This is a genomic window from Rhodanobacter sp. PCA2 (assembly GCF_013620825.1).
In the GTDB taxonomy this organism is placed as follows: domain Bacteria; phylum Pseudomonadota; class Gammaproteobacteria; order Xanthomonadales; family Rhodanobacteraceae; genus Rhodanobacter_A.
This window is the reverse complement of the sequence record NZ_NJIC01000010.1, coordinates 80,033-102,682: the sequence shown is the minus strand read 5'-3', so window position 1 is coordinate 102,682 and position 22,650 is coordinate 80,033. Positions and strand designations below refer to the sequence as shown.

Annotated in this window: 24 protein-coding genes and 1 tRNA gene; 8 read left to right on the top strand and 17 right to left on the bottom strand. The window is 69.0% G+C overall.

Annotated elements, in window-relative coordinates; all coding sequences use genetic code 11:
- Positions 1-46: 46 nt before the first annotated feature.
- Genes PCA_RS04180 through PCA_RS04170 form a run of 3 tightly spaced genes read left to right on the top strand, consistent with a single transcriptional unit; the run spans position 47 to position 2,607 of the window.
- The gene (locus PCA_RS04180; RefSeq protein ID WP_181301293.1) at positions 47-1,390 is read left to right on the top strand and encodes a heterodisulfide reductase-related iron-sulfur binding cluster; all 1,344 of its coding nucleotides are present in this window, start codon (positions 47-49) and stop codon (positions 1,388-1,390) included.
- A gap of 2 nt (positions 1,391-1,392) precedes the next feature.
- Positions 1,393-1,974, top strand: a complete 582-nt coding sequence (locus tag PCA_RS04175; RefSeq protein ID WP_181301291.1) for a DUF3501 family protein — start codon at positions 1,393-1,395, stop codon at positions 1,972-1,974.
- Entirely contained in the window at positions 1,975-2,607 is a 633-nt protein-coding gene (locus PCA_RS04170; protein ID WP_181301289.1) for a hypothetical protein, read from the top strand. It begins immediately after the preceding gene.
- A gap of 240 nt (positions 2,608-2,847) precedes the next feature.
- Here the strand turns inward: PCA_RS04170 and PCA_RS04165 are convergent, their stop codons facing one another.
- Entirely contained in the window at positions 2,848-3,366 is a 519-nt protein-coding gene (locus PCA_RS04165) for an adenine phosphoribosyltransferase (RefSeq protein ID WP_181301288.1), read from the bottom strand.
- Positions 3,367-3,441: 75 nt separating this feature from the next.
- Positions 3,442-3,726: a DUF2007 domain-containing protein gene (locus PCA_RS04160; protein ID WP_181301286.1), complete on the bottom strand. Its 285-nt coding sequence runs from the start codon at positions 3,724-3,726 to the stop codon at positions 3,442-3,444.
- 163 nt (positions 3,727-3,889) lie between these two features.
- On the opposite strand from PCA_RS04160, the gene PCA_RS04155 reads away from it, so the two are divergent.
- The 5 genes from PCA_RS04155 to PCA_RS04135 all read left to right on the top strand — a co-directional run bounded on the left by PCA_RS04155 (position 3,890) and on the right by PCA_RS04135 (position 9,188).
- Entirely contained in the window at positions 3,890-4,915 is a 1,026-nt protein-coding gene (locus PCA_RS04155) for a diguanylate cyclase (protein ID WP_343204404.1), read from the top strand.
- A gap of 157 nt (positions 4,916-5,072) precedes the next feature.
- Positions 5,073-6,833, top strand: coding sequence for a glutamine--tRNA ligase/YqeY domain fusion protein (locus tag PCA_RS04150; RefSeq protein ID WP_181301278.1), 1,761 nt, complete (start codon positions 5,073-5,075; stop codon positions 6,831-6,833).
- Positions 6,834-6,839: 6 nt separating this feature from the next.
- On the top strand, positions 6,840-7,400 hold the full coding sequence (locus tag PCA_RS04145; protein WP_181301276.1) for a nucleoside deaminase: 561 nt from the start codon (positions 6,840-6,842) through the stop codon (positions 7,398-7,400).
- Positions 7,397-8,119: a VTT domain-containing protein gene (locus PCA_RS04140; protein ID WP_181301274.1), complete on the top strand. Its 723-nt coding sequence runs from the start codon at positions 7,397-7,399 to the stop codon at positions 8,117-8,119. The genes PCA_RS04145 and PCA_RS04140 overlap by 4 nt, the downstream gene beginning before the upstream one ends.
- A 76-nt stretch (positions 8,120-8,195) precedes the next feature.
- The gene (locus tag PCA_RS04135; RefSeq protein ID WP_255436645.1) at positions 8,196-9,188 is read left to right on the top strand and encodes a YncE family protein; all 993 of its coding nucleotides are present in this window, start codon (positions 8,196-8,198) and stop codon (positions 9,186-9,188) included.
- Between the two features lie 102 nt (positions 9,189-9,290).
- Here the strand turns inward: PCA_RS04135 and PCA_RS04130 are convergent.
- From PCA_RS04130 to ruvC, 15 genes are all read right to left on the bottom strand, one after another.
- Positions 9,291-9,366, bottom strand: a tRNA-Lys gene (locus tag PCA_RS04130).
- A 60-nt stretch (positions 9,367-9,426) separates the two neighbouring features.
- Positions 9,427-10,122: a 7-cyano-7-deazaguanine synthase QueC gene (gene queC / locus PCA_RS04125; RefSeq protein ID WP_181301272.1), complete on the bottom strand. Its 696-nt coding sequence runs from the start codon at positions 10,120-10,122 to the stop codon at positions 9,427-9,429.
- 130 nt (positions 10,123-10,252) lie between these two features.
- Positions 10,253-10,936 carry a 7-carboxy-7-deazaguanine synthase QueE gene (queE, locus tag PCA_RS04120; protein WP_181301330.1) on the bottom strand — a complete coding sequence of 228 codons (684 nt, stop codon included), beginning with the start codon at positions 10,934-10,936 and terminating at the stop codon, positions 10,253-10,255.
- Positions 10,937-10,952: 16 nt separating this feature from the next.
- Complete coding sequence (ybgF, locus tag PCA_RS04115; RefSeq protein WP_181301265.1) at positions 10,953-11,786, bottom strand: tol-pal system protein YbgF; 834 nt, start codon at positions 11,784-11,786, stop codon at positions 10,953-10,955.
- Positions 11,787-11,828: 42 nt separating this feature from the next.
- A complete protein-coding gene (gene pal / locus PCA_RS04110; protein ID WP_181301263.1) occupies positions 11,829-12,338 on the bottom strand; it encodes a peptidoglycan-associated lipoprotein Pal in 510 nt (169 codons plus the stop codon).
- A 254-nt stretch (positions 12,339-12,592) separates the two neighbouring features.
- Entirely contained in the window at positions 12,593-13,915 is a 1,323-nt protein-coding gene (gene tolB, locus PCA_RS04105; protein ID WP_181301261.1) for a Tol-Pal system beta propeller repeat protein TolB, read from the bottom strand.
- A gap of 4 nt (positions 13,916-13,919) precedes the next feature.
- Positions 13,920-14,867, bottom strand: coding sequence for a cell envelope integrity protein TolA (tolA, locus tag PCA_RS04100; protein WP_181301259.1), 948 nt, complete (start codon positions 14,865-14,867; stop codon positions 13,920-13,922).
- Positions 14,854-15,315, bottom strand: coding sequence for a protein TolR (gene tolR, locus PCA_RS04095; RefSeq protein ID WP_181301257.1), 462 nt, complete (start codon positions 15,313-15,315; stop codon positions 14,854-14,856). Before tolR ends, tolA begins: the two co-directional genes overlap by 14 nt.
- 13 nt (positions 15,316-15,328) lie before the next feature.
- Positions 15,329-16,012 carry a protein TolQ gene (gene tolQ / locus PCA_RS04090; protein WP_181301255.1) on the bottom strand — a complete coding sequence of 228 codons (684 nt, stop codon included), beginning with the start codon at positions 16,010-16,012 and terminating at the stop codon, positions 15,329-15,331.
- Between the two features lie 31 nt (positions 16,013-16,043).
- A complete protein-coding gene (gene ybgC, locus PCA_RS04085) occupies positions 16,044-16,454 on the bottom strand; it encodes a tol-pal system-associated acyl-CoA thioesterase (protein WP_181301253.1) in 411 nt (136 codons plus the stop codon).
- A complete protein-coding gene (gene ruvB / locus PCA_RS04080) occupies positions 16,447-17,496 on the bottom strand; it encodes a Holliday junction branch migration DNA helicase RuvB (RefSeq protein ID WP_181301251.1) in 1,050 nt (349 codons plus the stop codon). Before ruvB ends, ybgC begins: the two co-directional genes overlap by 8 nt.
- Positions 17,497-17,607: 111 nt before the next feature.
- A complete protein-coding gene (locus PCA_RS04075; protein ID WP_181301249.1) occupies positions 17,608-19,503 on the bottom strand; it encodes a potassium transporter Kup in 1,896 nt (631 codons plus the stop codon).
- Between the two features lie 28 nt (positions 19,504-19,531).
- Complete coding sequence (locus PCA_RS04070; RefSeq protein ID WP_181301247.1) at positions 19,532-21,454, bottom strand: potassium transporter Kup; 1,923 nt, start codon at positions 21,452-21,454, stop codon at positions 19,532-19,534.
- Positions 21,455-21,469: 15 nt separating this feature from the next.
- Positions 21,470-22,063 carry a Holliday junction branch migration protein RuvA gene (gene ruvA, locus PCA_RS04065; protein ID WP_181301245.1) on the bottom strand — a complete coding sequence of 198 codons (594 nt, stop codon included), beginning with the start codon at positions 22,061-22,063 and terminating at the stop codon, positions 21,470-21,472.
- Positions 22,060-22,596: a crossover junction endodeoxyribonuclease RuvC gene (gene ruvC, locus PCA_RS04060; protein ID WP_181301328.1), complete on the bottom strand. Its 537-nt coding sequence runs from the start codon at positions 22,594-22,596 to the stop codon at positions 22,060-22,062. Before ruvC ends, ruvA begins: the two co-directional genes overlap by 4 nt.
- Between the last annotated feature and the right edge of the window lie 54 nt (positions 22,597-22,650).

The following is a 22,650-nucleotide window of genomic DNA, read 5'->3' as shown; positions in this document are numbered from 1 at the left end:
GGGGATGGCGGCGTCTGAGCACGGCCACCCGGACAAGGACGCGATCATGTCGGAACCCGTCGACAGCAACCGCGAAGGCAATCTCGAGGCACCCACACGCCATCCGCTGGGCCAGGACGATCCCGCGTTCTGGAACCGGGCCGCGCTCGACGCGGAGCTGGAGCGCGTGTTCAACATCTGCCACGGCTGCCGCCGCTGCGTGAGCCTGTGCCACGCCTTTCCCACGCTGTTCGACCTGATCGACGAGTCGAAGACGATGGAGATCGACGGCGTCGACAAGGCCGACTATCCGAAAGTGGTCGAGCAGTGCTACCTGTGCGACCTCTGCTACCAGACCAAGTGTCCGTATACGCCGCCGCACCCGTGGAACGTGGATTTCCCCCACCTGATGCTGCGCGCCAAGGCGGTGGATTTCCGCGAACACGGCGCGCCGCTGTCCGCGAAAATCCTGTCCAACACCCGCGCCGTGGGCAAGCTCGCCTCGATCCCGGTGGTGGTGCAGGCGGTCAACGCGGCCAACCGCAACAAGGCCGCGCGCAAGCTGCTCGAGAAGACGCTCGGCGTGGACGCGGATGCGCGTGTGCCCGAATACCATGCGCCCACCGCGCGCGCTCGGCTGAAGAAACTCGACGGCGCGGGCGAAGCGCAGCCGGCCGGCCGCACGCGCGGCAAGCTGGCGATCTTCGCCACCTGCTACTGCGACCACTCCGAACCGGGCGTGGTGGAAGACCTCGCCGCGGTGCTCGCGCACAACGCGATCCCGAACCGGCTGGTCGAACAGGAAAGCTGCTGCGGCATGCCCAAGCTGGAGCTGGGCGACCTCGACACCGTGCGCAAGTACAAGGAGCGCAACATCCCGGTGCTGGCGAAGATGGCGCGCGAAGGCTGGGACTTCACCGCGGCGATCCCGTCCTGCGTGCTGATGTTCAAGCAGGAGCTGCCGCTGATGTTCCCCGACGACGCCGATGTGGCGCTGGTGCGCGAGCGCTTCTTCGATCCGTTCGAATACCTCGCCGAACGCCACAAGGCCGGCCTGCTGCGCACCGACTTCAAGGCCGCGCTGGGCAAGGTCGCCTGGCAGGTGCCCTGCCACCAGCGCGTGCAGAAGATCGGCCCCAGGACGCGCGAGATCCTGCAACTGGTGCCGGACACCGAGGTCGTCACCATCGAGCGCTGCTCCGGCCACGACGGCACCTACGGCGTGAAGCACAAGACCTACGCACTGTCGCGCAAGCTGGCCAGGCCGGTGGAAAACCGCGTGGCCCAGGCCGAGCCCGCGCACTTCACCAGCGACTGCCCGATGGCCGGCGGCCATATCGCGCACGGCCTGGGCGACAAGCCATCGGCTGAACATCCGCTCAGCCTGCTGCGCAAGGCCTACGGGATCTGACGATGGACAAGCTCGAACGCGGCGACCTGCTCAGCCTCGAAAACTACGCGCTGGAGCGCATCGAGTTCCGCGCCCGCGTGATGGCGCACAAGAAGCAGCGCACCGCGCACCTGGGCGGCCACCTCACCCTGATCTTCGAGGACCGCCTCAGCATCCAGTACCAGGTGCAGGAGATGCTGCGCATCGAGCGCATCTTCGAACCCGCCGGCATCCAGGACGAACTGGATGCCTACAACCCGCTCATCCCCGACGGCGACAACCTCAAGGCCACGCTGCTGATCGAGTACGACGACGTCGAAGAGCGCAAGCGCGAACTGGTGCGCCTGCGCAACATCGAGCACGCGATCGCGCTGACCGTGGCCGGCCACGCGCCGGCCGTCGCGGTGGCCGACGAGGACATGGAGCGCAGCAACGACGAGAAGACCGCCGCAGTGCATTTCCTGCGCTTCCCGCTGGACGCGGACCGGATCGCCGCATGGAAGGCGGGCGCGGCGGTGACGCTGGCCTGCACCTTGCCGGCGCTGCCGGTGGCGATGCCGCTGTCGCCCGAGCAGTGCCGCGTGCTGGCCACGGATTTCGACTGAATGCGGCGCCCCTGGCTGCTCGCCGCCGCCCTGCTCGTGCTGTGGGGCGGCTGGTCGTGGCTGCAAACGAGACCGCTGCATCCGCCGCCGGGCGTTCTCGCGCCGGATGAGCCCGTGCAGATGCCGCTGGACTCGCCGACGGCGACCATCCGCGTGGGCGACTTCATGCTCACTCCGCGCGCCCGCTTCGAACTCGCCGCGCGCGTGCTGTCCACCGAGCGCTACCGCTTCGACGCCGGCGCCGCGCTGGCGCCCGAGGACTTCGCGCTGGGCTGGGGGCGCATGTCCGACAGCGCCGTGCTCGCGGACATCGCGATCTCGCAATCGGCGCGCTTCTATCGCTGGAGCGTGCGGACATTCCCGATACCGGGCCGCGAGATCGAGACGCACAGCGCGAACATGCACCTGATTCCCGCCGATGTCGGCGTACGCCGTGCGCTGGGCCGCGTGCGGGTGGGCCAGGTGGTGGCGCTGGACGGCTACCTGGTGGACGCGAACCGTGCCGACGGCTGGCACTGGCGCACCTCGCTGACCCGCGCCGACACCGGCGACGGCGCCTGCGAGCTGTTCTACGTCACGTCGATCGACATGCACGGCGGCCAGGCCACCCCGGTGCCGCCCGGCCCGCCGTAGCCGTCCGGATGCCGGGCGAGGCATGGCCGGTGCGCATCCATGGCGCAATGGAACGGACCGGCCAGCGCGATCCCTGCAGTGACCGCGCCACGCCGTGCGACCCGACAGCGCCGGGCGGACGCTACGGCCGCCACGCAGGCGCACAGCCCGGCAACGGCGCGTCGCGGCAAGGCAAGCGCAGCGCTCCCGCATCGCTGCCGACCATGGTCCTTCCCCCTGATGCCCTGCCTGCGAAGGCGGTCAATAACGCAGCAGCGCGTGCAGGGGTTGGCCGTTGGTCCAGCGCTCGCGTCCGCGCAGCGCCGCCAGCTCGATGACCACGCTGGCGCCCACCAGCTCGGCGCCGAAGCGCGCGACCAGCGCCTGCGCCGCCGCGAGCGTGCCGCCGGTGGCGAGCACGTCGTCCGCCAGCAGCACGCGTTCGCCGGGCTTCAGCGCATCGCTGCGCGCCTCGATGCGGTCGCTGCCGTACTCCAGTCGATAGTCCACCGCCAGCACCGGCGGCGGCAGCTTGCCCGGCTTGCGCAGCGGCACGAAGCCCGCAGCCAGCGCCTGCGCCAGCGCCGCGCCGAAGATGAAGCCGCGCGCCTCGATGCCGCACACCGCCTGCACGCCGGCGTCCCGCCACGGCGCAGCCAGCGCGGCGATGCACTCGGCGAAACCCCGCGCATCGGCCAGCAGCGGGGTGACGTCGCGAAACAGCACGCCCGGCTTGGGGAAATCCGGTACGGCGCGGATCAGCTCGGCGAATGCGGGCATCGAAACTCCATCTTCAAGGGTCGCGGAAGCTCCGGTCGCGAGGGCGTCTCGCACACGCGGGCGGAGCCCATGGCTTCAGCAGGGCAGCAGCAGCGGACCGTCCGGCGTGTCGTCGCGCTCGAGCTCGCGCAATGCCTCGCGCGCCTCGGCCAGTTGCGCCTCGACGCCGCGCACGACGCCCTCGGCGACGTCCACGCTGGAATCCGGCACCATCACCGCGAGAAAGTCCAGCGCGGGCAACTGGCCCACGCCCCCGGTCAGGTACTCGCCGGCGATGAAGGCGGGGATCTCCGCGTGCTCCAGCGCATCCTTCACCAGATGCGCATCGAACAGGTTTTCGGCGCGGTAGACGGTGTGCATGCCTGCACGCTAGCCCCGTCGCGGGCCCGCGGCAAGCCCCAACCCGGGCCCAGTGGCGGCGTGGCGGCCTTCTGCTCTATCGTCGGGCCAGCGACGCGGCAGCGTCATGGGTGCCACAGGGGGCAGCCGGCCGATGGGGAAACGCGAGGAAGGCTTGGGGTTCGTGCGCCTGGCGCATCGCCTGCGCACGCTGGGATTCGCGCTCGGCATGCTGCCGGTGGCGGCCGTGCTGCACCAGCAGCAGGCACCGGCCTGGCTGTGGCTGCTGCTGTTCGCGAACTGCCTGCTGTGGCCGCATCTGGCGTGGTTGCACGCCGTGCGCGCCGCGCGCCCGGTGCAGCACGAGCTGTTCAACCTGGTGGCCGACTCCGCGATGCTGGGGGCATGGGTCGCCGCGATGCGCTTCAACCTGCTGCCCTGCGTGATGCTGGTTTCCATCATGACGATGGACCGCATCAGCGCCGGCGGCTGGCGGCTGGCCACCCGTGCGCTGCTGCTGCAGGCCGTCGCCTGCGCGCTGGCCGCGTGGGCCACCGGCTTCGCGTGGCAGCCGGTGAGCGACATGTTCGTGATCGTCGCCTGCGTGCCGATGATGACGATCTATCCGATCTGGCTCAGCACCGTGACGTTCCGGCTCGGCCACCGCATCCGCCAGCAGAACCGCCTGCTGGAAGAGCTCAATCGCACCGACGCGCTCACCGGCCTCGCCAATCGCGCGCACTGGCTGGACGTTGCGGCGCGCGAGATGCACCGCTACCTGCGCCACCAGCGGCCGGCCTCGCTGATCCTGCTCGATATCGACGGCTTCAAGCTGGCGAACGATCGGCATGGCCACGCCACCGGTGACGCCCTGCTGCAGGACCTCGCCACCGTGCTGCGCGAGAGCCTGCGCAGCGTGGATACCGCCGGCCGGCTGGGCGGCGACGAATTCGGCGCGGTGCTGCCGGAAACCAACCTCGCCAGCGCGTGCGAGGTGGCCGAACGGATTCGCGAACGGGTCGAACGGCTGGGCCGCGCCGAGGACTCGCACGTGCAGTCCTGCACCGTGAGCCTGGGCGTGGTGGAAGCGGGGCCCAGGCACCGGGACGTGGAGGCCTGGATCAAGCAGGCGGACATCGCGCTGTACCGGGCCAAGAGCCAGGGCCGCAACCGCGTCTGCGCCACGGCACCGGAAACCGCGGCGCACTGAAGCCGGCGCCCGGCGACACGCCGGTGGCGGCCGTCATCGCGCGTGGACGATCTCCCGGGGAAAATCGGCGGGCGTGCAGGCGTGCCCACGCCTTCGGCCTGCCGCGGGGACAGGGTAAACTCCACGGTTTCCGTTACTTTTCCGCGAGCCGCGCCCGATGTCGAGTCCTTCCAGCCCCGCCGAGTCCACCACCGCCGCCCCTGCGGCCGACGGCCCGCGCGACTTCATCCGCCAGATCGTCCGCGAGGACCTGGCCGCGGGCAAGCACGTCGCCATCCATACCCGCTTTCCGCCGGAACCGAACGGCTACCTGCACATCGGCCACGCCAAGGCGATCTGCCTGAGCTTCGGCATCGCCCGCGAGTTCAACGGCTGGTGCAACCTGCGCCTGGACGACACCAATCCCGGCAGGGAAGACCCGGAATTCGTCCAGGGCATCAAGGACGACGTGAACTGGCTGGGTTACGGCTGGCACGAACTGCGCCACGCCTCGGACTATTTCGACGTGTTCTACCGCGCCGCGCTCAAGCTGATCGAGGACGACCTGGCCTACGTGGACGACCTCAGCGCCGACGAGATGCGCGAATACCGCGGCACGCTCACCGAGCCGGGCCGCAACTCGCCGCACCGCGACCGCACGGTGGCGGAGAACCTCGACCTGTTCAAGCGCATGCGCGCAGGCGAGTTCGCCGATGGCAGCCGCACGCTGCGCGCGAAGATGGACATGGCCGCGGGCAACATCAACCTGCGCGACCCGGCGCTGTACCGCATCCGCAAGGTGACCCACCAGAACACCGGCGACGCGTGGCCGATCTACCCGATGTACGACTACGCGCACGCGCTTTCCGACGCGATGGAAGGCATCACCCATTCGCTGTGCACGCTGGAGTTCGAGGACCACCGCCCGCTGTACGACTGGTGCGTGGACAAGGTGGACCTGCCGAATCATCCCGAGCTGTGGCAGTCGGTGGTCGCCGCCGGGCTGGAAGCGAAACCGGCCAAGCCGCGGCAGATCGAGTTCTCGCGCCTCAACCTCAGCTACTGCATCACCAGCAAGCGCAAGCTCGCGCAACTGGTCGCCGAAGGCCACGTGGAGGGCTGGGACGATCCGCGCATGAACACCCTGCGCGGCCTGCGCCGGCGCGGCTTCACCCCGGCCGGCATCCGCCTGCTGATCGAGCGCGTGGGCGTCTCCAAGCAGAACAGCGTGATCGACTACGCGATCCTCGAGAACTGCGTGCGCGAGGATCTCGACGCCACGGCGCCGCGGCGCATGGCCGTGCTCGACCCGCTGAAGCTCACCCTCGTCAATCTTCCGGAAGGCCACACGGAGACGCTGGTCTTCGCGAATCATCCCAAGGACGAAAGCTTCGGCACGCGCGAGCTGCCGTTCGCGCGCGAGCTGTGGATCGAACGCGAAGACTTCGCCGAGGTGCCGCCCAAGGGCTGGAAGCGCCTGGTGCCGGGCGGCGAGGTGCGCCTGCGCGGCGTGGGCATCGTGAAGTGCGAGGAGGTGCTGAAGGACGGCGCCGGCATCGTCACGGAACTGCGTTGCACGCTGGACCCCGAATCCCGCAGCGGCCTGCCGGGCGCCGACCGCAAGGTCAAGGGCACCATCCACTGGGTCGGCGTGCCGCACGCGGTGGCCGCCGAGGTGCGCCTGTACGACCGCCTGTTCGACGTGGCCGCGCCGGACGCCGAGGACGACGGCCAGCCGTGGACCGCGCACATCAACCCCGACGCCAAGCGCGTGGTGCAGGGCTGGGTCGAGCCGGCCGCCGCACGGGCGGAACCGGAGCAGCGCTGCCAGTTCGAACGCCTGGGCTACTTCGTGGCGGACCGCGCCGACCATCGCGCCGAGGCGCCGGTGTTCAACCGCGTGGTGACGCTGCGCGACACCTGGTCGAAGCAGGGCTGAGGCGGCATGTTCCTGCCGCTGCAGATCCACCTCACCCTGCCGCCGTGGATCGGCGAGGTGGTCGACGACAGCCGCCGCTACGCCAGCGACGAGGAACGCGTGGGCCTCGCTATCGCGCTGTCCAGCCGCAACATCGATTCCGGTCCGGGCGGCCCGTTCGGCGCCGCGGTGTTCAACGCGGACGGCCGCGTGGTGTCGGTGGGCGTGAACCGCGTGGTGCCGCAGACCTGCTCGGTGGCGCATGCCGAGATGATGGCCTACATGATCGCCCAGCAACGCCTCGCCAGCTTCCGCATCAACGCCGGCGGCGGTCGCTACACGCTCGCCACCAGCGCCCAGCCCTGCTGCCAGTGCTTCGGCGCCACGGTGTGGGCCGGCGTCGACGAACTGCTGATCGGCGCGCGCGCCGAGGACGTCGAGGAGCTCACCGAGTTCGACGAAGGCCCGCTGCCCGCCGACTGGGTCGGCGAACTCGCGCGCCGCGGCATCGCCGTGCGCCGCGACATCCTGCGCGACCAGGCGCGCGCCGTGCTCGCCGCCTACGGCGCCCGCGGCGCCTCGTATTGAAACGCCTGCGCGCCGCGCTGCCGCTGGTCCTGCTGCTGCTCGCCGGGATCGTGCTGTACGCGTCCGGCTCGCTGGACCGGCTGGGTCCGCAGCACCTGGTCACCCATCAGGAGGAACTGCACGCGCACATCGCCGCGCACCCCTGGGTGAGCCGGCTGGCCTACATCGGCCTGCTCGCGGCGGCGATGTCCACCGGCATCCCCGGCACCATCGTGATCATCCTCGCCGGCGGCTTCGCGTTCGGCGTGGTGGAAGGCACGCTGTGCTCGTCGGTAGGCCTGACGCTGGGTTCGCTGATCCTGTACCTGGCCAGCCGCTACGCGTTCAGCGCCGGCACGCGGCCGCCACCGCCGTTCGCGGCCCGGCTGCACCACGGCTTCGAACGCCACCCGGTGAGCTACACGTTCTTCCTGCGCTTCGTGCCGGTGATGCCGTTCGGCGCGGTCACCATCGGGCTGGCCTGGCTGCGCTGCCCGCTGTGGCTGTTCCTGGGCGCCAGCTGGCTGGGCGGCACGGTGTCGCTGGTGTTCGAATCCTCGATCGGCGCCGGCCTGGGCGAGGCGCTGGGCCACGATGGCCGGTTCGGCGCGGGGCTGTTCCTGCATCCCTCGGTGCTGCTTCCGATGGGTGGGCTGGCCCTGCTTGCGCTGCTGCCGCTGCTGATCGAGCGCATCACCCGGCGCTGGCGGCAAGCCCCGCCGCCCGAGCCGCCGGGCTGAGCGCCCACAGCGTTTGCTAATCATCCGGCGCGCATGCTTGCAGGGACCCCTGTCGCCCTTCCCGCCGGAGCCAATGATGAAATCCTTCGCCTCCCTGCTGTTCCTCGTCGCCGGCGGCGCCGTCGCGGCGACGGCCGCCGCCGCGACGCAGTACGCCGTGCTGCAACGCCATCCGCTGGGCGGCAGCGGCGGCTGGGACTACCTCACCATCGACGCGGCCACGCATCATCTGCTGATCGCCCGCAACGACCGCGTGATGGTGGTCGACACCCGCGACGGCAAGCCGGCCGGCGAGATCTCCGGGATGCAGCACATCCACGGCATCGCGCTGCTGCCCAGTCAACGGCGCGGCTACGTCAGCGACGGCGCCGCCAACAGCGTGCGCGAGATCGACCTGGACACGCTGAAGGAACTGCGCAACATCCCGATCGGCGGACAGGGACCCGACGCCATCGTGTTCGATCCGGCCAGCGGCCACGTGCTGACCATGAACGGCCACAGCGGCAACGCCAGCGTGGTCGATCCGGCCAGCCACAAGGCCATCGCCGACATCGCCCTGCCCGGCCGCCCCGAGTTCGCGGTCAGCGACGGCCGCGGCCACGTGTTCGTCAATCTTGAGGACAAGAGCGAACTGGCGCGCATCGACACCAGGGCGGACAAGGTCGACGCGGTGTGGAAGCTGGCGCCCTGCGACGCGCCCAGCGGCCTCGCCCTGGACCCGCAGACCCGCCGCCTGTTCTCGGTCTGCGACAACCAGCTGATGGTGGTCACCGATGCCGACAACGGCCACCAGGTCGCCGCCGTGGCGATCGGCAAGGGCCCCGACGCGGCCGCCTTCGATCCCGCCACGCACCTGGTCTACAGCTCCAACCACGACGGCACGCTGACCATCGTGCACGAGGACGATGCCGATCATTACCGCGTGGAGGCGAACGTGCCCACCCAGGTCGGCGCCCGCACCATGGCGCTGGACGAGGCCTCCCACCACGTCTGGCTGGTCGCCGCCGCCCCGGCGCCGCGCCACGCGCCAGTGAAGGAATTCACCGCGCTGGTGGTGGGAGCGCATTGAAGCGTTGCGATCGTTCTCGATCGCGATGATCAAATGGGCGGCCATCCATGGCCGCCCTCTTGGATAAAGAAAAAGAGCGCCCATGGGGCGCTCTGGAAATTCTGGTGGGCCGTGACGGATTCGAACCGTCGACCAATAGATTAAAAGTCTACTGCTCTACCGACTGAGCTAACGGCCCGCACTCGGGACAAGCGGGTGATTTTATGGGCTGGTCGTTGCAGGCACAAGCAAACCGGCCCTAGGCATAGCGCGTGGGATCGGGCAGGCCGGCTGCGTGGAAGCCCTGCGCGCGCAGGCGGCAGGCGTCGCAGTGGCCGCAGGCGCGACCCTGGTCGTCGGCCTGGTAGCAGCTCACCGTGGCCGCGAAATCCACGCCCAGCCGGGCGCCCTCGCGCGCGATGTCGGCCTTGCTCATCGCCATCAGCGGCGCGTGGATGCGGATGCCCGCGCCTTCCACGCCCGCCTTGGTGGCGACGTTGGCCAGCCGCTCGTAGGCCTCGATGAAGGCGGGGCGGCAGTCGGGATAACCGGAATAGTCCACCGCGTTGACGCCGCACCAGATGTCGCTGGAACCCAGCACCTCGGCCCAGCCCAGCGCGATCGACAGCATGATGGTGTTGCGCGCGGGCACGTAGGTCACCGGGATGTGGCCGTCGCCGTCGTGCGCGCCGTCGTCCAGCGGCACCGCGATGTCGGCGGTGAGCGCCGAGCCGCCGATGCTGCGCAGGTCCACGTGCACGGTCTTGTGCTCGACCGCGCCCAGCATTTTCGACACGCGTTCGGACGCTTCCAGTTCGGAACCGTGGCGTTGGCCGTAGGCCACGCTGAGCGCGTGCACCTGGTAGCCCTGCTCGCGGGCGATGGCCACGGTGACGGCCGAATCCATGCCGCCGGAGACGAGCACGACGGCCTTGCGTTGCGATGTTTCAGACATGGGTTTCATCCACCGGAGTACGGCCGGTCACCGGCCGGAAAGCGCTCGCGGCGACACAGGCCACGGCGCGGATTTGCTGAAAAGCGCAGTCTTCGATCGTCGCCTCCGGGCACGAACGCATCGCCCGGGCCTATCGCCCCGGCGCGTCGTTCCACAGCAGCTTGTGCAACTGCAGCTGGAAGCGCACAGGCAACTTGTCGGCGATGATCCACTCGGCCAGCTCGCGCGGCTCGACCTTGCCCCAGACCGGCGAGAACAGCACCATGCAGCGCCGCTCCAGCGCGTGTTCCGCGACCACGCCGCGCGCCCACTCGTAGTCGGCGCGGCTGGCGATCACGACCTTCACCTGGTCGTGCGGCAGCAGATGGTCGAGGTTCGACCACAGGTTGCGCGCGCTTTCGCCGGAGTCCGGCGCCTTCAGGTCCATCACCTTGCGCACGCGGGGATCGACCGCGGCCACGTCCAGCGCCCCGGAGGTTTCCAGCGAGACCTCGTGGCCGGCATCGCACAGGCGTTGCAGCAGGGCCAGGCAGCGCTTCTGCGCCAGCGGCTCGCCGCCGGTGACACAGACGTGCCGCGCGCCGTGGCTGGCCACCTCGGCGAGGATGTCGTCGATCGCGCGCCATTCGCCGCCGTGGAACGAATACGTGGTGTCGCACCACACGCAGCGCAGCGGACAGCCGGTGAGGCGCACGAACACGGTGCGCCAGCCGATCGCGTCGGCCTCGCCCTGGATCGAATGGAAGATCTCGGTGATGCGCAGCCGCTGGTCGGCCGCCGGGAGCGCGGCGTCGGCCGCGCTGGAGCTGGTCACGCTCACCGCACGGCCCTCAACCCGCCGTGGTCTGGATGCGGCGCAGCCGCTCCTTCGCCAGACCGGCAGCCTTGGAGCTGGGGTATTTGCTCACCACGGACTGCAGCGTGGCCTTCGCGGCGGGTACTTCCTTCAGCTCGTACTGGCAGTAGCCGACCTTGAGCAGCGCGTCGGGCGCCTTCTCGCTCTGCGGGAACTGGCCCAGCAGGTGCTGGAACGCGTCCAGCGCCACCTTGTAGTTGGTGGTCACGTAGTAGGACTCGCCCAGCCAGTAGAACGCGTTGGAAACCAGCGGGTGGTCCGGATACTTCTCGATGAACTGGCGGAACTCGCGCGAGGCGCCCACGTAGTCGCCGCCGCGCAGCGTCTTGAACGCCGCGTCGTAGGCGGCCTGGGCCGCGGCGTTGTCGGCGGCGGAAAGCGGCTTGCCGGCCTTGGCCGGCGGGGTTGCGGCAGCCGTGCCGTTCGCTGCGGCGCTGCCCGCGGCGGCCGCGACGGCGGCGCCCGCAGTGCCCGTGGCGGCAGGATTGCCGTTGCCTGAAGCGGCGGGCGCAGCACCCGCCTTGGCGGCGGCCTCGAGGCGTCCCATGCGGGAGTCGAGGTCGATGTATTGATCCTTGCTCTTGTCCTGGAGCTCTTGCAGCTGGTGCTGCAATTCCTCGATACGGCCCTCCATCTGCTGCAGCTGCGACTGCATCTGCTGCATCTGGTTGAGCAACTGCATGCTGCTCTGGTCCTTGTTCTGCGCCCGTTGCTCGAGCTGCGCGACGCGGTCGGCGAGGCTGAGGCGCGAGTCCTGGGCGAACGCCGGCAGCACGAACAGCATGGCGGACGCGAATGCGCCCGCCATGCCTATCCTGGCTGCAAGTTTGCTGACCAGCATTTTCATCGCTTACTCGGCCGTGTAGACGATCTCGACGCGGCGGTTCTTGCTCCAGCAATCCTCGTTGTGCTCGCGGCACACCGGCTTTTCCTTGCCGTAGGAGATCACGCTGACCTGGCTGGCGGAGCCGCCATTGGCCTGCAGCGCGCTGGACACGGCGTTCGCACGACGCTCGCCCAGGCCCAGGTTGTATTCCTTGGAGCCGCGCTCGTCGGTGTTGCCTTCCAGGCGCATCTGGGCCATCGGGCGGTCCTGCAGGTACTTGGCGTGGCAAGCCATGATCTGCTGGAACTCCGGCTTGATCTCGGTCTTGTCGAAGTCGAAGTACACGACGCGCTGACGCAGGCAGGCATCGGTGTTCAGGTCGGCAGGGGTGTACTTGCCGCTGGTGGAGGGGACTTCGGTCTGGGCCTGCTGCTCCGGCTGGGCGGGCTGCGGCTTGACTTCCTGCTTCTTGGAACAGGCGGCCGCGCCAACGCAAAGCAGGGCGACCAGAGCGACGCGAACGGTCTTATTCATGGTGACGATCCTTCAAACGTGTTGAGTTCCGGCATACAGTGACGGACTGGTTACGGGACAAGTCGCCGGTGGGCCGGCTGTTCTTTATTCTGATGTAGCAAAATCACTAGCAAAATCAACGGCAAGTGGTGCACGCCTTCAATGGCTGACCCTGGCGCGCGAAGGCGTTGCGGCCGGCGAAACATGCCGGACGCGGTCCTCGCGGGCCGCTCCCGGCATCCGGCTGCCGCACGCGAATGCGACAGCACGAAAACTCACTGCTGTCGGTACGGTCCCCATGCAGGATCGCTCACGCTGCCGTTGGCTAGCGCGAGACGCTGGCGCACCATGCCGTCGGCCGAAGTGGCATACAGCACGCCGCGCGGACCTTCAGTGGCTCCGTACAGCAACATGCTGGCGTTCGGCGCCCAGCTGGGGCCGAAATCCAGCGGCCCTGGCGAGAGGTAATGCACCTGCCCGCCCAGGCCCAGATCCATGACCGCGATACGATACACGTTCCCGCTGCTCTGCACCATGGCGAGCTCCTTGCCGTCGTAGCTGATGTCGGCGTTGGAGTTGCTCTGGCCCTGGAAGCTGACGCGGGTGGCGCCGCCGCCGCTGGCGGAGGTCTTGTAGATCTGGGCACGGCCCGAGCGGTCGGAGGTGAAGTAGATGGACTGGCCGTCCGGCGCCCATACCGCCTCGGTGTCGATCGCGAGGTTGTTGGTCAGCCGGGTCTCCTGGCGCGAGCCCAGGTCGAGCACGTACAGCTCGAGGTTGCCCACGTAGGAAAGCGCCACCGCCAGCTTGCGGCCGTCCGGCGACCACGCCGGGGCGCCGTTGATGCCTTTCTTGTGCGATTCCACCAGCTGGCGCGCGCCGGTGGTGAGGTCCTGCACGTAGATCTGCGAGTTGCCGCTCTCGAAGGAGACGTAGGCGATCTTCCTGCCGTCCGGCGACCACGCCGGCGACATCAGCGACTCGTGCGAGCGCGCCACCACCTGCGGGTTGTATCCGTCGGAATCGGCCACCACCAGCGAGTAGCTGGTGTTGTTGCCCAGGCCGACCTGGGTGATGTAGGCGATGCGGGTCCAGAACGCGCCGCGCACGCCGGTGATCTTCTGGTAGATGGCGTCGGCGATCTGGTGCGCCACGCCGCGCAGGTCGCCCGCCGGGGCGGTGTAGGACTGCGCCAGCAGGCTCTGCTGCTTGTTCACGTCCCACAGCTCGTAGTTGATCTTCAGCATGCCGCCGCCGGCTTCGCTGATGCTGCCCACGGTGACGAAGTCCTGCTTGAGCAGGCGCCAGGTGGGGAAGCGGATGTCCGCACCCCTGGCCGGGAACTCCACGATGTCGCTCTTGGCCAGCGAGCGGAACTTGCCGCTGCGGTTGAGATCGTTGCGGATCACGTCGGCCACGTCGGTGGGCAGCGGGGCCACGCCGGGCTGGGCGAACGGCACCACCGCGATCGGGGTGGCGGTCTTCACGCCGCCGACGATCTGGATGTCCAGCCCCGAGGACTGGGCCGCCGCCGGGCCGGCGAACAAGGCGGCCGCAAGCAGGAGGATGAGGGCGTACAGCGGACTCGGTTTGCGCATCGGGCTATCCCTGCGGCGTGAAGGTAAAGGTCAGATTGCGCTGGAACACGTTCTCGAAACCCTTGTACGGCAAGGTCTTGGTGCGCAGGACGGCATTTTCCACCGAGCGCCGTCCGGCCTCGTCGTACGGACAACTGGAATCGACCGTGGCGCTCATCACGTCACCGCCCGGCAACTGCACGATATGCACCTTGCATGGAGCATTCGGCATGTTATCCGGCCTTAACCAATTCGGCGTGACCGCATTCTGAATGGCCGCCGCATATTCGTCGGCGAGGTTGCTGTTCTGGGCGTTGTTGCCGGTCTGCCGCTGGGCGGCATTGGGCAGGTCGGCCTGGCCGTTCTCCTGGGCGTTCTTGAGGTCGGCCAGCTGCTGCTTGGCCTGCTTGGCCTTGCTGTCGGCGCGCTTGGTCTGCGCGGAGGCGGCGTCCATCTTCGCGAACAGGTCGTCGATCTTCTTCAACTCTTCCTGCTTCTTCTTCGCGGCGGCCTGGGCGTCCAGCTCCGCCTGGCGCTGGCGCTGCTTCTCCTCCTGCAGCTTCTTCTCTTCGGCCTGCTGCACGCCCTGCTCCACCACGCGCTCCTGGTCCTTGATGTCCGGATGCACGGGCGGCGGCGGCAGCGGCGCCACCTTGGGCTTCACCTCGGGCGGCGGCGTGGGCGGCGGCACCGCCGGCGGGGGCGGCACGGTGTCCGGGATCGGCTTGGCCTTCACCGCCTTGGGCGGCGGGCTGCCGGTGGGGCCGATCAGGGTGGCCTCGATCACCGGCCCCTGCAGTTGCAGCGGGCGCGAGCAGGCGATCGGGTTCATCCACGCCGGCAGGTGCAGCGCGTTGAAGAACGCCTCGTAGCTGGCGCACGGCAGCACCGCGAGGAACAGGAACGCCACGATGCCGAGATGCAGCAGGGCGGACATCACCACCGCCCGCGGGATCGCCTTACGGTCGTCCATGGGACCCCTGACCCGGGCTGGAACCGTCGCCGGGCGTGCTCATCAGGCCGACCTTGTCGACCCCCGCCTGCTGCAGGCTCGCCAGCACCTTGTACACGCCGCCGTAGTTGCCGCCGCTGTCGCCGGCCACCAGCACGCTGAGCTGGGGATTGGCGTCCCTGAAAGCCTTGACCTTGGCCTGCAGCCCGGCGTCGTCCACGGACTCCGGCTTGCCGCTGCCCAGCACGAGGGAAAGCTGGCCGTCCTTCGACACCTGCACGATCAGGTTGTCCTTCTTGGCCTGCAGCGCCTTGGCGTTGGCCTGGGGCAGGTTCACGTCGACGTTCGAGTTCAGCATCGGCGTGGTGACCATGAAGATGATGAGCAGCACCAGCATCACGTCGATGTAGGGCACGACGTTGATCTCGGATTTCAGCTTGTAGCGCCGTTGGCGCTTCGCGTTGCGCATGGCAGGGCTCCGCTCAGGCCGCGTCGTCGGACTGGATCTGCCGCTGCAGCACGGAGGAGAACTCCTCCTGGAACACGTCGTAGCGCGAGGCGATGCGCTCCACCTTGGTGGCGTAGCGGTTGTAGGCCCACTGCGCGGGGATCGCCGCGAACAGGCCCATCGCGGTGGCGATCAGCGCCTCGGAGATGTGCGGCGCGACCACGGCGATGGTGACGTCCTTCATGTCGCCCAGGCCCTGGAACGCACCCATGATGCCCCACACCGTGCCGAACAGGCCCACGTAGGGGCTGATCGAACCGACGTTGGCGAGGAATTCCAGGTTGCGCTCGAGCAGGCCGATCTCGCGGGTGCCGGCCACCTGCATCGCGCGCTCGGAACCCTCGATGGCGCTGCGCGCGTCCTGCGTCTTGCGCTGGCGCTGGCGGGCGAACTCGCGGAAGCCCGACTCGAAGATGTTCTCCATGCCGCCCTCGGCGCCGCGGTGGCTCACCTCGCGGAACAGCTGGGCCAGGTCGCCGCCGGACCAGAAGCGCTCCTCGAAGCTCTCCGCGTTTTCCAGCGCCGCCTTGGTCTGGCCGTACTTGCGGATGATGATGACCCACGACATGAAGGAGAACACCAGCAGGATCAGCAGCACGCCCTTCACCGGCAGGCTGGAGTTGGCGATCAGGTCGAAAACATTGAGTCCGCCGTTCATTGGCTTGGGGTACTCCGCACGGGCAGTGGGGTCAGGGGGCAGGTTCTGGGATCAGGTCGGCGGGTATCGCCACGGCCCGCATGCGTCGGGTATCCACGCAGGCCACGCGCACCTCGGCGCGAAGCAGGCAGGCACCGTCGGCGCGGGCTATCGTCTGGCCGAAAAGGATACTGGCTGCGCGCCTTTCCTTGACAGCCACCGTTACCGTCAGTTCATCGTCCAGCAGGGCTGCGCGCAGGAAATCCAGTCGCATCTCGCGCACCAGGAAGGCCAGTCCGGTGGCGTCCTTGAACGCCATCTGGCCGATGCCGAGCGCGCGCAGCCACTCGCTGCGGGCACGCTCCAGGAAACGCAGGTAGCTGGCGTGGTAGACCACGCCGCCGGCGTCGGTGTCCTCCCAGTACACGCGCACCGGCCAGCTGAAGGGCTCGCGCTCAGCCATCGAGGGAGTCCCCCGCGAACAGGTCGGACGGCTGCGGCTGGCGCGGCGGCGGGTTCAGGCCGAGGTGGCGCCAGGCCCGCGCGCTGGCCATGCGGCCGCGCGCGGTGCGCACCAGGAAGCCCTGCTGGATCAGGTAGGGCTCGACCACGTCCTCCAGCGTGCCGCGGTCCTCGCTGAGCGCGGCGGCCAGCGATTCCACGCCCACCGGGCCGCCGTCGAAGTTCTCGACGATGGTGCCCAGCAGGCGGCGGTCCAGCTCGTCGAGGCCGTCGGGGTCGATCTTCAGCATGTCCAGCGCCGCCTGCGCCGCGGCGAGGGTGATCTGGCCGTTCGCGCGCACCTCGGCGTAGTCGCGCACGCGGCGCAGCAGGCGGTTGGCGATGCGCGGCGTGCCGCGCGAGCGGCGCGCGATTTCCTGCGCGCCGTCGATCTCGCAGGCGATGCCGAGGATCTTCGCGGCGCGGCGCACGATCGCGGTGAGCTCGTCGGTCGTGTAGAACTCCAGCCGCTGCACGATGCCGAAGCGGTCGCGCAACGGGGCCGTGAGCATCCCGGCGCGCGTGGTGGCGCCGATCAGGGTGAACGGCGGCAGGTCGAGCTTGATCGAGCGCGCGGCCGGCCCTTCCCCGATCATGATGTCGATCTGGAAATCCTCCATCGCCGGATAGAGGACTTCCTCCACCGCGGGCGAGAGCCGGTGGATCTCGTCCACGAACAGCACGTCGTTGGGCTGCAGGTTGGTGAGCAGCGCGGCGAGGTCGCCCGCGCGTTCCAGCACCGGGCCGGAGGTGGAGCGCAGGTTCACGCCCAGCTCGTTGGAGATCACGTGGCTGAGCGTGGTCTTGCCGAGGCCGGGCGGGCCGAAGATCAGCACGTGGTCCAGCGCGCCGCCGCGCCTGCGCGCCGCCTCGATGTAGATCTCCAGCTGCTCGCGCACCGCCTGCTGGCCCAGGTATTCGGCGAAACGGCGCGGGCGTATCGTCGCCTCCAGCGCCTCGTCGTCGAGCTGGGAGACGGGGGTGATCAGGCGGGGATCGGTCATGAGGGCAATTATGGCGGTTTGGGCCCGTGGATGGGACTGGCGCCGGGAGCGGCACCCGCCGGCCGGTCGCCAAGCGACCGGCCGGCGTGCGGGCGATGCAGGGACCGCCAGCTAGATTTCCACCTGCGCGCCGAGTTCTATGAGGCGGTTGCCGGGAATCTGGAAATACGCGGTGGCCGGCAGCGCGTTGCGCGCCATGAACACGAACAGCTTGTCGCGCCACAGCGCCATGCCGGGACGGCGCTTGTCGGCCACGATGTTCTCGCGCGACAGGAAGAACGTGGTGTCCATCATGTCGAACGGCAGGCCTGCGCGGGCGCACTGCCCCAGCGCCAGCGGCACGTTCGGGTCCTCGGCGAAACCGAAGCGCAGCTCCAGTCGGTAGAACTCGTTGCCCAGCGCATCGATGCGCAGGCGTTCCTCCGCATCGGCCACCGGCGACTCCAGCACGTCCACCGTCAGCAGCACGTTGCGCTCGTGCAGCACCTTGTTGTGCTTGAGGTTGTGCAGCAGCGCATGCGGCACCGCGTGCTTGTTCGCGGTGAGGAACACCGCCGTGCCCGGCACGCGCAGCGGCGGGTGCTCGTGCATGGCCTCGATGAACGGCGCCAGCGCCAGGCCGCCCCGCCTGATCTCGCGCACCACCAGCTCGCGGCCGCGGCGCCAGGTGGTCATCCAGGTGAACACGGCCAGGCCCAGCACCAGCGGGAACCAGCCGCCGTACTCGACCTTGATCAGGTTGGCGCTGAAGAACGACAGGTCGATCGCCAGGAACAGCACGCCCGCCGCGATCACCACCGGCAGCTTCCAGCCCCACTGCCGGCGCGCCACGATCAGCGCCAGCACCGTGGTGATGCTCATGGTGCCGGTCACCGCGATGCCGTAGGCCGCGCCCAGGCGCTCGGAGCTGCCGAAATGCAGCACCGCGAACAACACCATCAGCAGCAGGAAGCCGTTGACCCACGGCACGAAGATCTGCCCGGACATCTCGCGCGAGGTGTGCACCACCGGCATGCGCATCGAATAGCCCAGCGAGATCGCCTCGCGGGTCATCGAGAACGCACCGGAGATCACCGCCTGCGAGGCGATCACCGCCGCCGCGGTGGCCAGCACGATCATCGGATACAGCAGCGCCGTGGGCGCCAGCTTGAAGAACGGATTGTCGATCGCCTCCGGATGCATCAGCAGCAGGGCGCCCTGGCCGAAGTAGTTCAGCACCAGCGCCGGCAGCACGAAGCTGAACCAGGCCACGCGTATCGGCTTCTTGCCGAAGTGCCCCATGTCCGCGTACAGCGCCTCGGCGCCGGTCAGCGCCAGCACCACGCCGCCCAGCGCGATGAACGCCTGCAGGCCGTGGCTGTAGAAGAACTTCACGCCGTACCAGGGGTTGAGCGCCAGCAGCACCTGCGGATGGCGCACGATCATCTGCAGGCCCAGCAGCGCGATCACCACGAACCACACCACCATCACCGGCCCGAACAACCTGCCGACCCGGTCGGTGCCGTAGCGCTGCAGCAGGAACAGGAAGATCATGACCACCACGGTGATCGGCACCACCCACTTGCCCAGTTCCGGCGCGATCACCTTCAGGCCCTCCACCGCGCCCAGCGTGGTGACCGCCGGCGTGATCACGCCGTCGCCGTAGAACAACGCCGCGCCGAAGATGCCCAGCGTCACCAGCACCCAGCGCAGTTTCGGCTGGTCGCGCAGGCAGCGTTGCGCCAGCGCCATCAGCGCCATGATGCCGCCCTCGCCCTTGTTGTCGGCGCGCATGATGAACACCACGTACTTCAGCGACACCACCAGGATCTGCGCCCAGAAGATCAGCGACAGCACGCCGTAGACGCTGGCCGGCGTGGGATGCATGCCGTCGTGGCTGAGCGTGATCTGCAGCGTGTACAGCGGGCTGGTGCCGATGTCGCCGTAGACCACGCCGATGGCGCCCAGCACCAGGGCGGTCAGCCGCGGCGGGAGCGAGGCATCCTGGGGCGATGCGTTGGAAGTCATGGCGTGGGGGGGGCCTGGTGGGATTCGGTCAGATCTCGACCTGCGCGCCCAGTTCGATCAGCCGGTTGCCCGGAATCTGGAAGAACGCCGTCGCCGGCAGCGCGTTGCGGGTGAGGAAGGCGAACAGCTTGTCGCGCCAGAGCACCATGCCGGGCCGGTCCTTGTCGGCCACGACGTTCTCGCGCGAGAGGAAGAAGGTGGTGTCCATCATGTCGAACGGCAGGCCCAGGCGGGCGCACTGCGCCAGCGCCAGCGGCACGTTCGGGTCCTCGGCGAAGCCGAAGCGCAGTTCAAGGGTGTGGAAATCGCCGCCCAGGTTCTCGATGCGGATGCGTTCCCCGGCATCGGCCAGCGGCGTCTCCAGCACGTCCACCGTCAGCAGCACGTTGCGCTCGTGCAGCACCTTGTTGTGCTTCAGGTTGTGCAGCAGCGCGTGCGGCACCGTCTTCTGGTTCGCGGTGAGGAACACCGCCGTGCCCGGCACGCGCAGCGGCGGATGCTTGGCCATGGCCTCGATGAACGGCAGCAGCGCGAGGCCGCCCTGCTTGATCTCGCGCAGCAGCAGCTCGCGGCCGCGGTGCCAGGTGGTCATCATCACGAACATCGCCAGGCCCAGCACCAGCGGGAACCAGCCGCCGTCGGGGATCTTCAGCGTGTTCGCGCCGAAGTAGCTGAGGTCGATGCACAGGAACACCAGCGCGACGACGATCACCAGCGCGCGGTTCCAGTGCCACATGCGGCGCGCCACGATCATGGTCAGCGTGGTGTCGATCGCCATCGTGCCGGTCACCGCGATGCCGTAGGCGCCGGCCAGCGCGTTGGACGAGCCGAAGCTGATCACCGTGGCGATCACCGTCACCATCAGCGAACGGTTCACCCACGGCAGGAAGATCTGCCCGATCGCCTCGCGCGAGGTGTGCACCACCTGCATGCGCGGGATGAAGCCTAGCTGGATCGCCTGCCGGGTCACCGTGAACGCGCCGGAGATCACCGCCTGCGAAGCGATCACCGTGGCCAGCGTGGCCAGGCCGATCATCGGGTACAGCGCCCAATCCGGCACCGAGTGGTAGAACGGGTTCGCGATCGTCTCGGGATGCTGCAGCAGCAGGCCGCCCTGGCCGTAGTAGTTCAGCAGCAGCGCCGGCATCACGAAGAAGAACCATGCGGCGCGGATCGGGAAGCGTCCGAAGTGGCCCATGTCGGTGTACAGCGCCTCGGCGCCGGTCACGCACAGCACCACCGAGCCCAGCGCGAGGATCGAGGTCTTGCCGTGGGTCATGAAGAACTGCACGGCATGCCAGGGATTGAGCGCCCACAGCACTTCCGGCGCCCGCACGATGTTCCACGCCCCGATCGCGCCCAGCGCCAGGAACCACAGCACCATCACCGGTCCGAACACCGCCCCGACCCTGGCCGTGCCGTGGCGCTGCAACCCGAACAGCAGCAGCAGCACCGCCACCGTGATCGGCACCACCCAGTGCTTCAGTTGCGGCGCGGCCACCTGCAGGCCTTCCACCGCGGACAGCACCGAGATCGACGGCGTGATCACGCCGTCGCCGATGAACAGCGCCGCACCCAGCAGCGCCATCAGCACCACCAGCTTGCGCATGCGCGAGGAACTGCCCACCGCGCGCTGCGCCAGCGTCATCAAGGCCATGATGCCGCCTTCGCCCTTGTTGTCGGCGCGCATCACCAGGCTCACGTACTTCACCGCCACCACCAGGATCAGCGACCAGGTGACCATCGACAGGATGCCGAGCACCGTGCTCGGATGCGGGTGCAGGCCATGCTCGGGCAGGAAGGTCTCGTGCATGGTGTACAGCGGGCTGGTGCCGATGTCGCCGAACACCACGCCGACCGCGCCGAGGATCAGCGCCCTCTTGCTGCCGTGCGAGGGGTCCTCCTCGCCGGTGCCTGCGGCGGGCCGATCTCCCCTGGCTGCCGCGCTCATGGGGATGCCGGCCATCTAGCCACCCAGCGCGGCGCGCAGCGCCTTGCGGATGATGGCCTCGGCGCTGTCGCCGTCGGCGGCGGCCTTCTGCACCAGCCGCGCGACTTCGGCCGGCTTGTAGCCCAGCTGCTGCAGCGCCACGGTGGCCTCGCCGGCCGCATCCACCGGCATGCCCGGCGACGCGCCGCCGGGCAGCGCGACGGCGATGCCGTCCACGCGGTCGCGCAGCTCCACCACGATGCGCTCGGCGGTCTTCTTGCCGATGCCGGGGATCTTGGTCAGGGCCACCACGTCGCCGGCGTGCACCAGCCGCGCGAAGTCGGCGGTGGACACGCCGGAGAGCACCGCCAGCGCGATCTTCGCACCTATGCCGGAGACCTTCTGCAGGTTGCGGAACAGCGCGCGCTCGGCTTCCTGCAGGAAACCGTACAGCGCCACGCTGTCTTCCTTCTGCGCGTAATGGGTGAGCAGGATCACTTCCTTGCCCAGGCCCGGCAGGTCGTAGATGGTGGACATCGGCGCTTCCAGCTCGTAGCCGACGCCGCCCACTTCCACCAGCAGCCACGGCGGCTGCTTCGAGACCAGCACACCGCGCAGACGGCCGATCATCGGCGCCGCCTCCAGGCCGTGCGTGGTATGCCCACGCGTTCGAGGCTGGAGCGGGTGTGCGCATGCGCGACCGCGATCGCCAGCGCATCGGCGGCATCGGCCTGCAGCGGTCCCTTCAGGCCCAGCAGGACGGCGATCATGTGCTGCACCTGGGCCTTGTCGCCGCGCCCGCTGCCCACCACCGCCTGCTTCACTTCCGTCGCCGCATATTCGTGCACTGCGATTCCCCGGCTCACCACCGCGCAAATCGCGGCACCCCTTGCCTGGCCCAGCTTCAATGCCGAGTCGGCATTGCGCGCCATGAACACGCGCTCGATGCCGCACTCGTCCGGCCGATGGGCGGCAATGATGTCATTCAACTCGTCAAAAATGCGTTTCAGGCGCAGCGGGAAGCTGGCCTCGCCCGCCACCGCCAACGCGCCATGGAACACGTGCGCGAGCCTGCCCGCGGCATCGACGTCGATGATGCCCACGCCGGTACGCTGGCTGCCGGGGTCGATGCCCAGGATGCGACGGGATCCGGGATTCGGGATTGGGGATGGGGGATTCGGTCTGAGTACGGAGCCGGTGTGGCTGCGTGCTCCGGG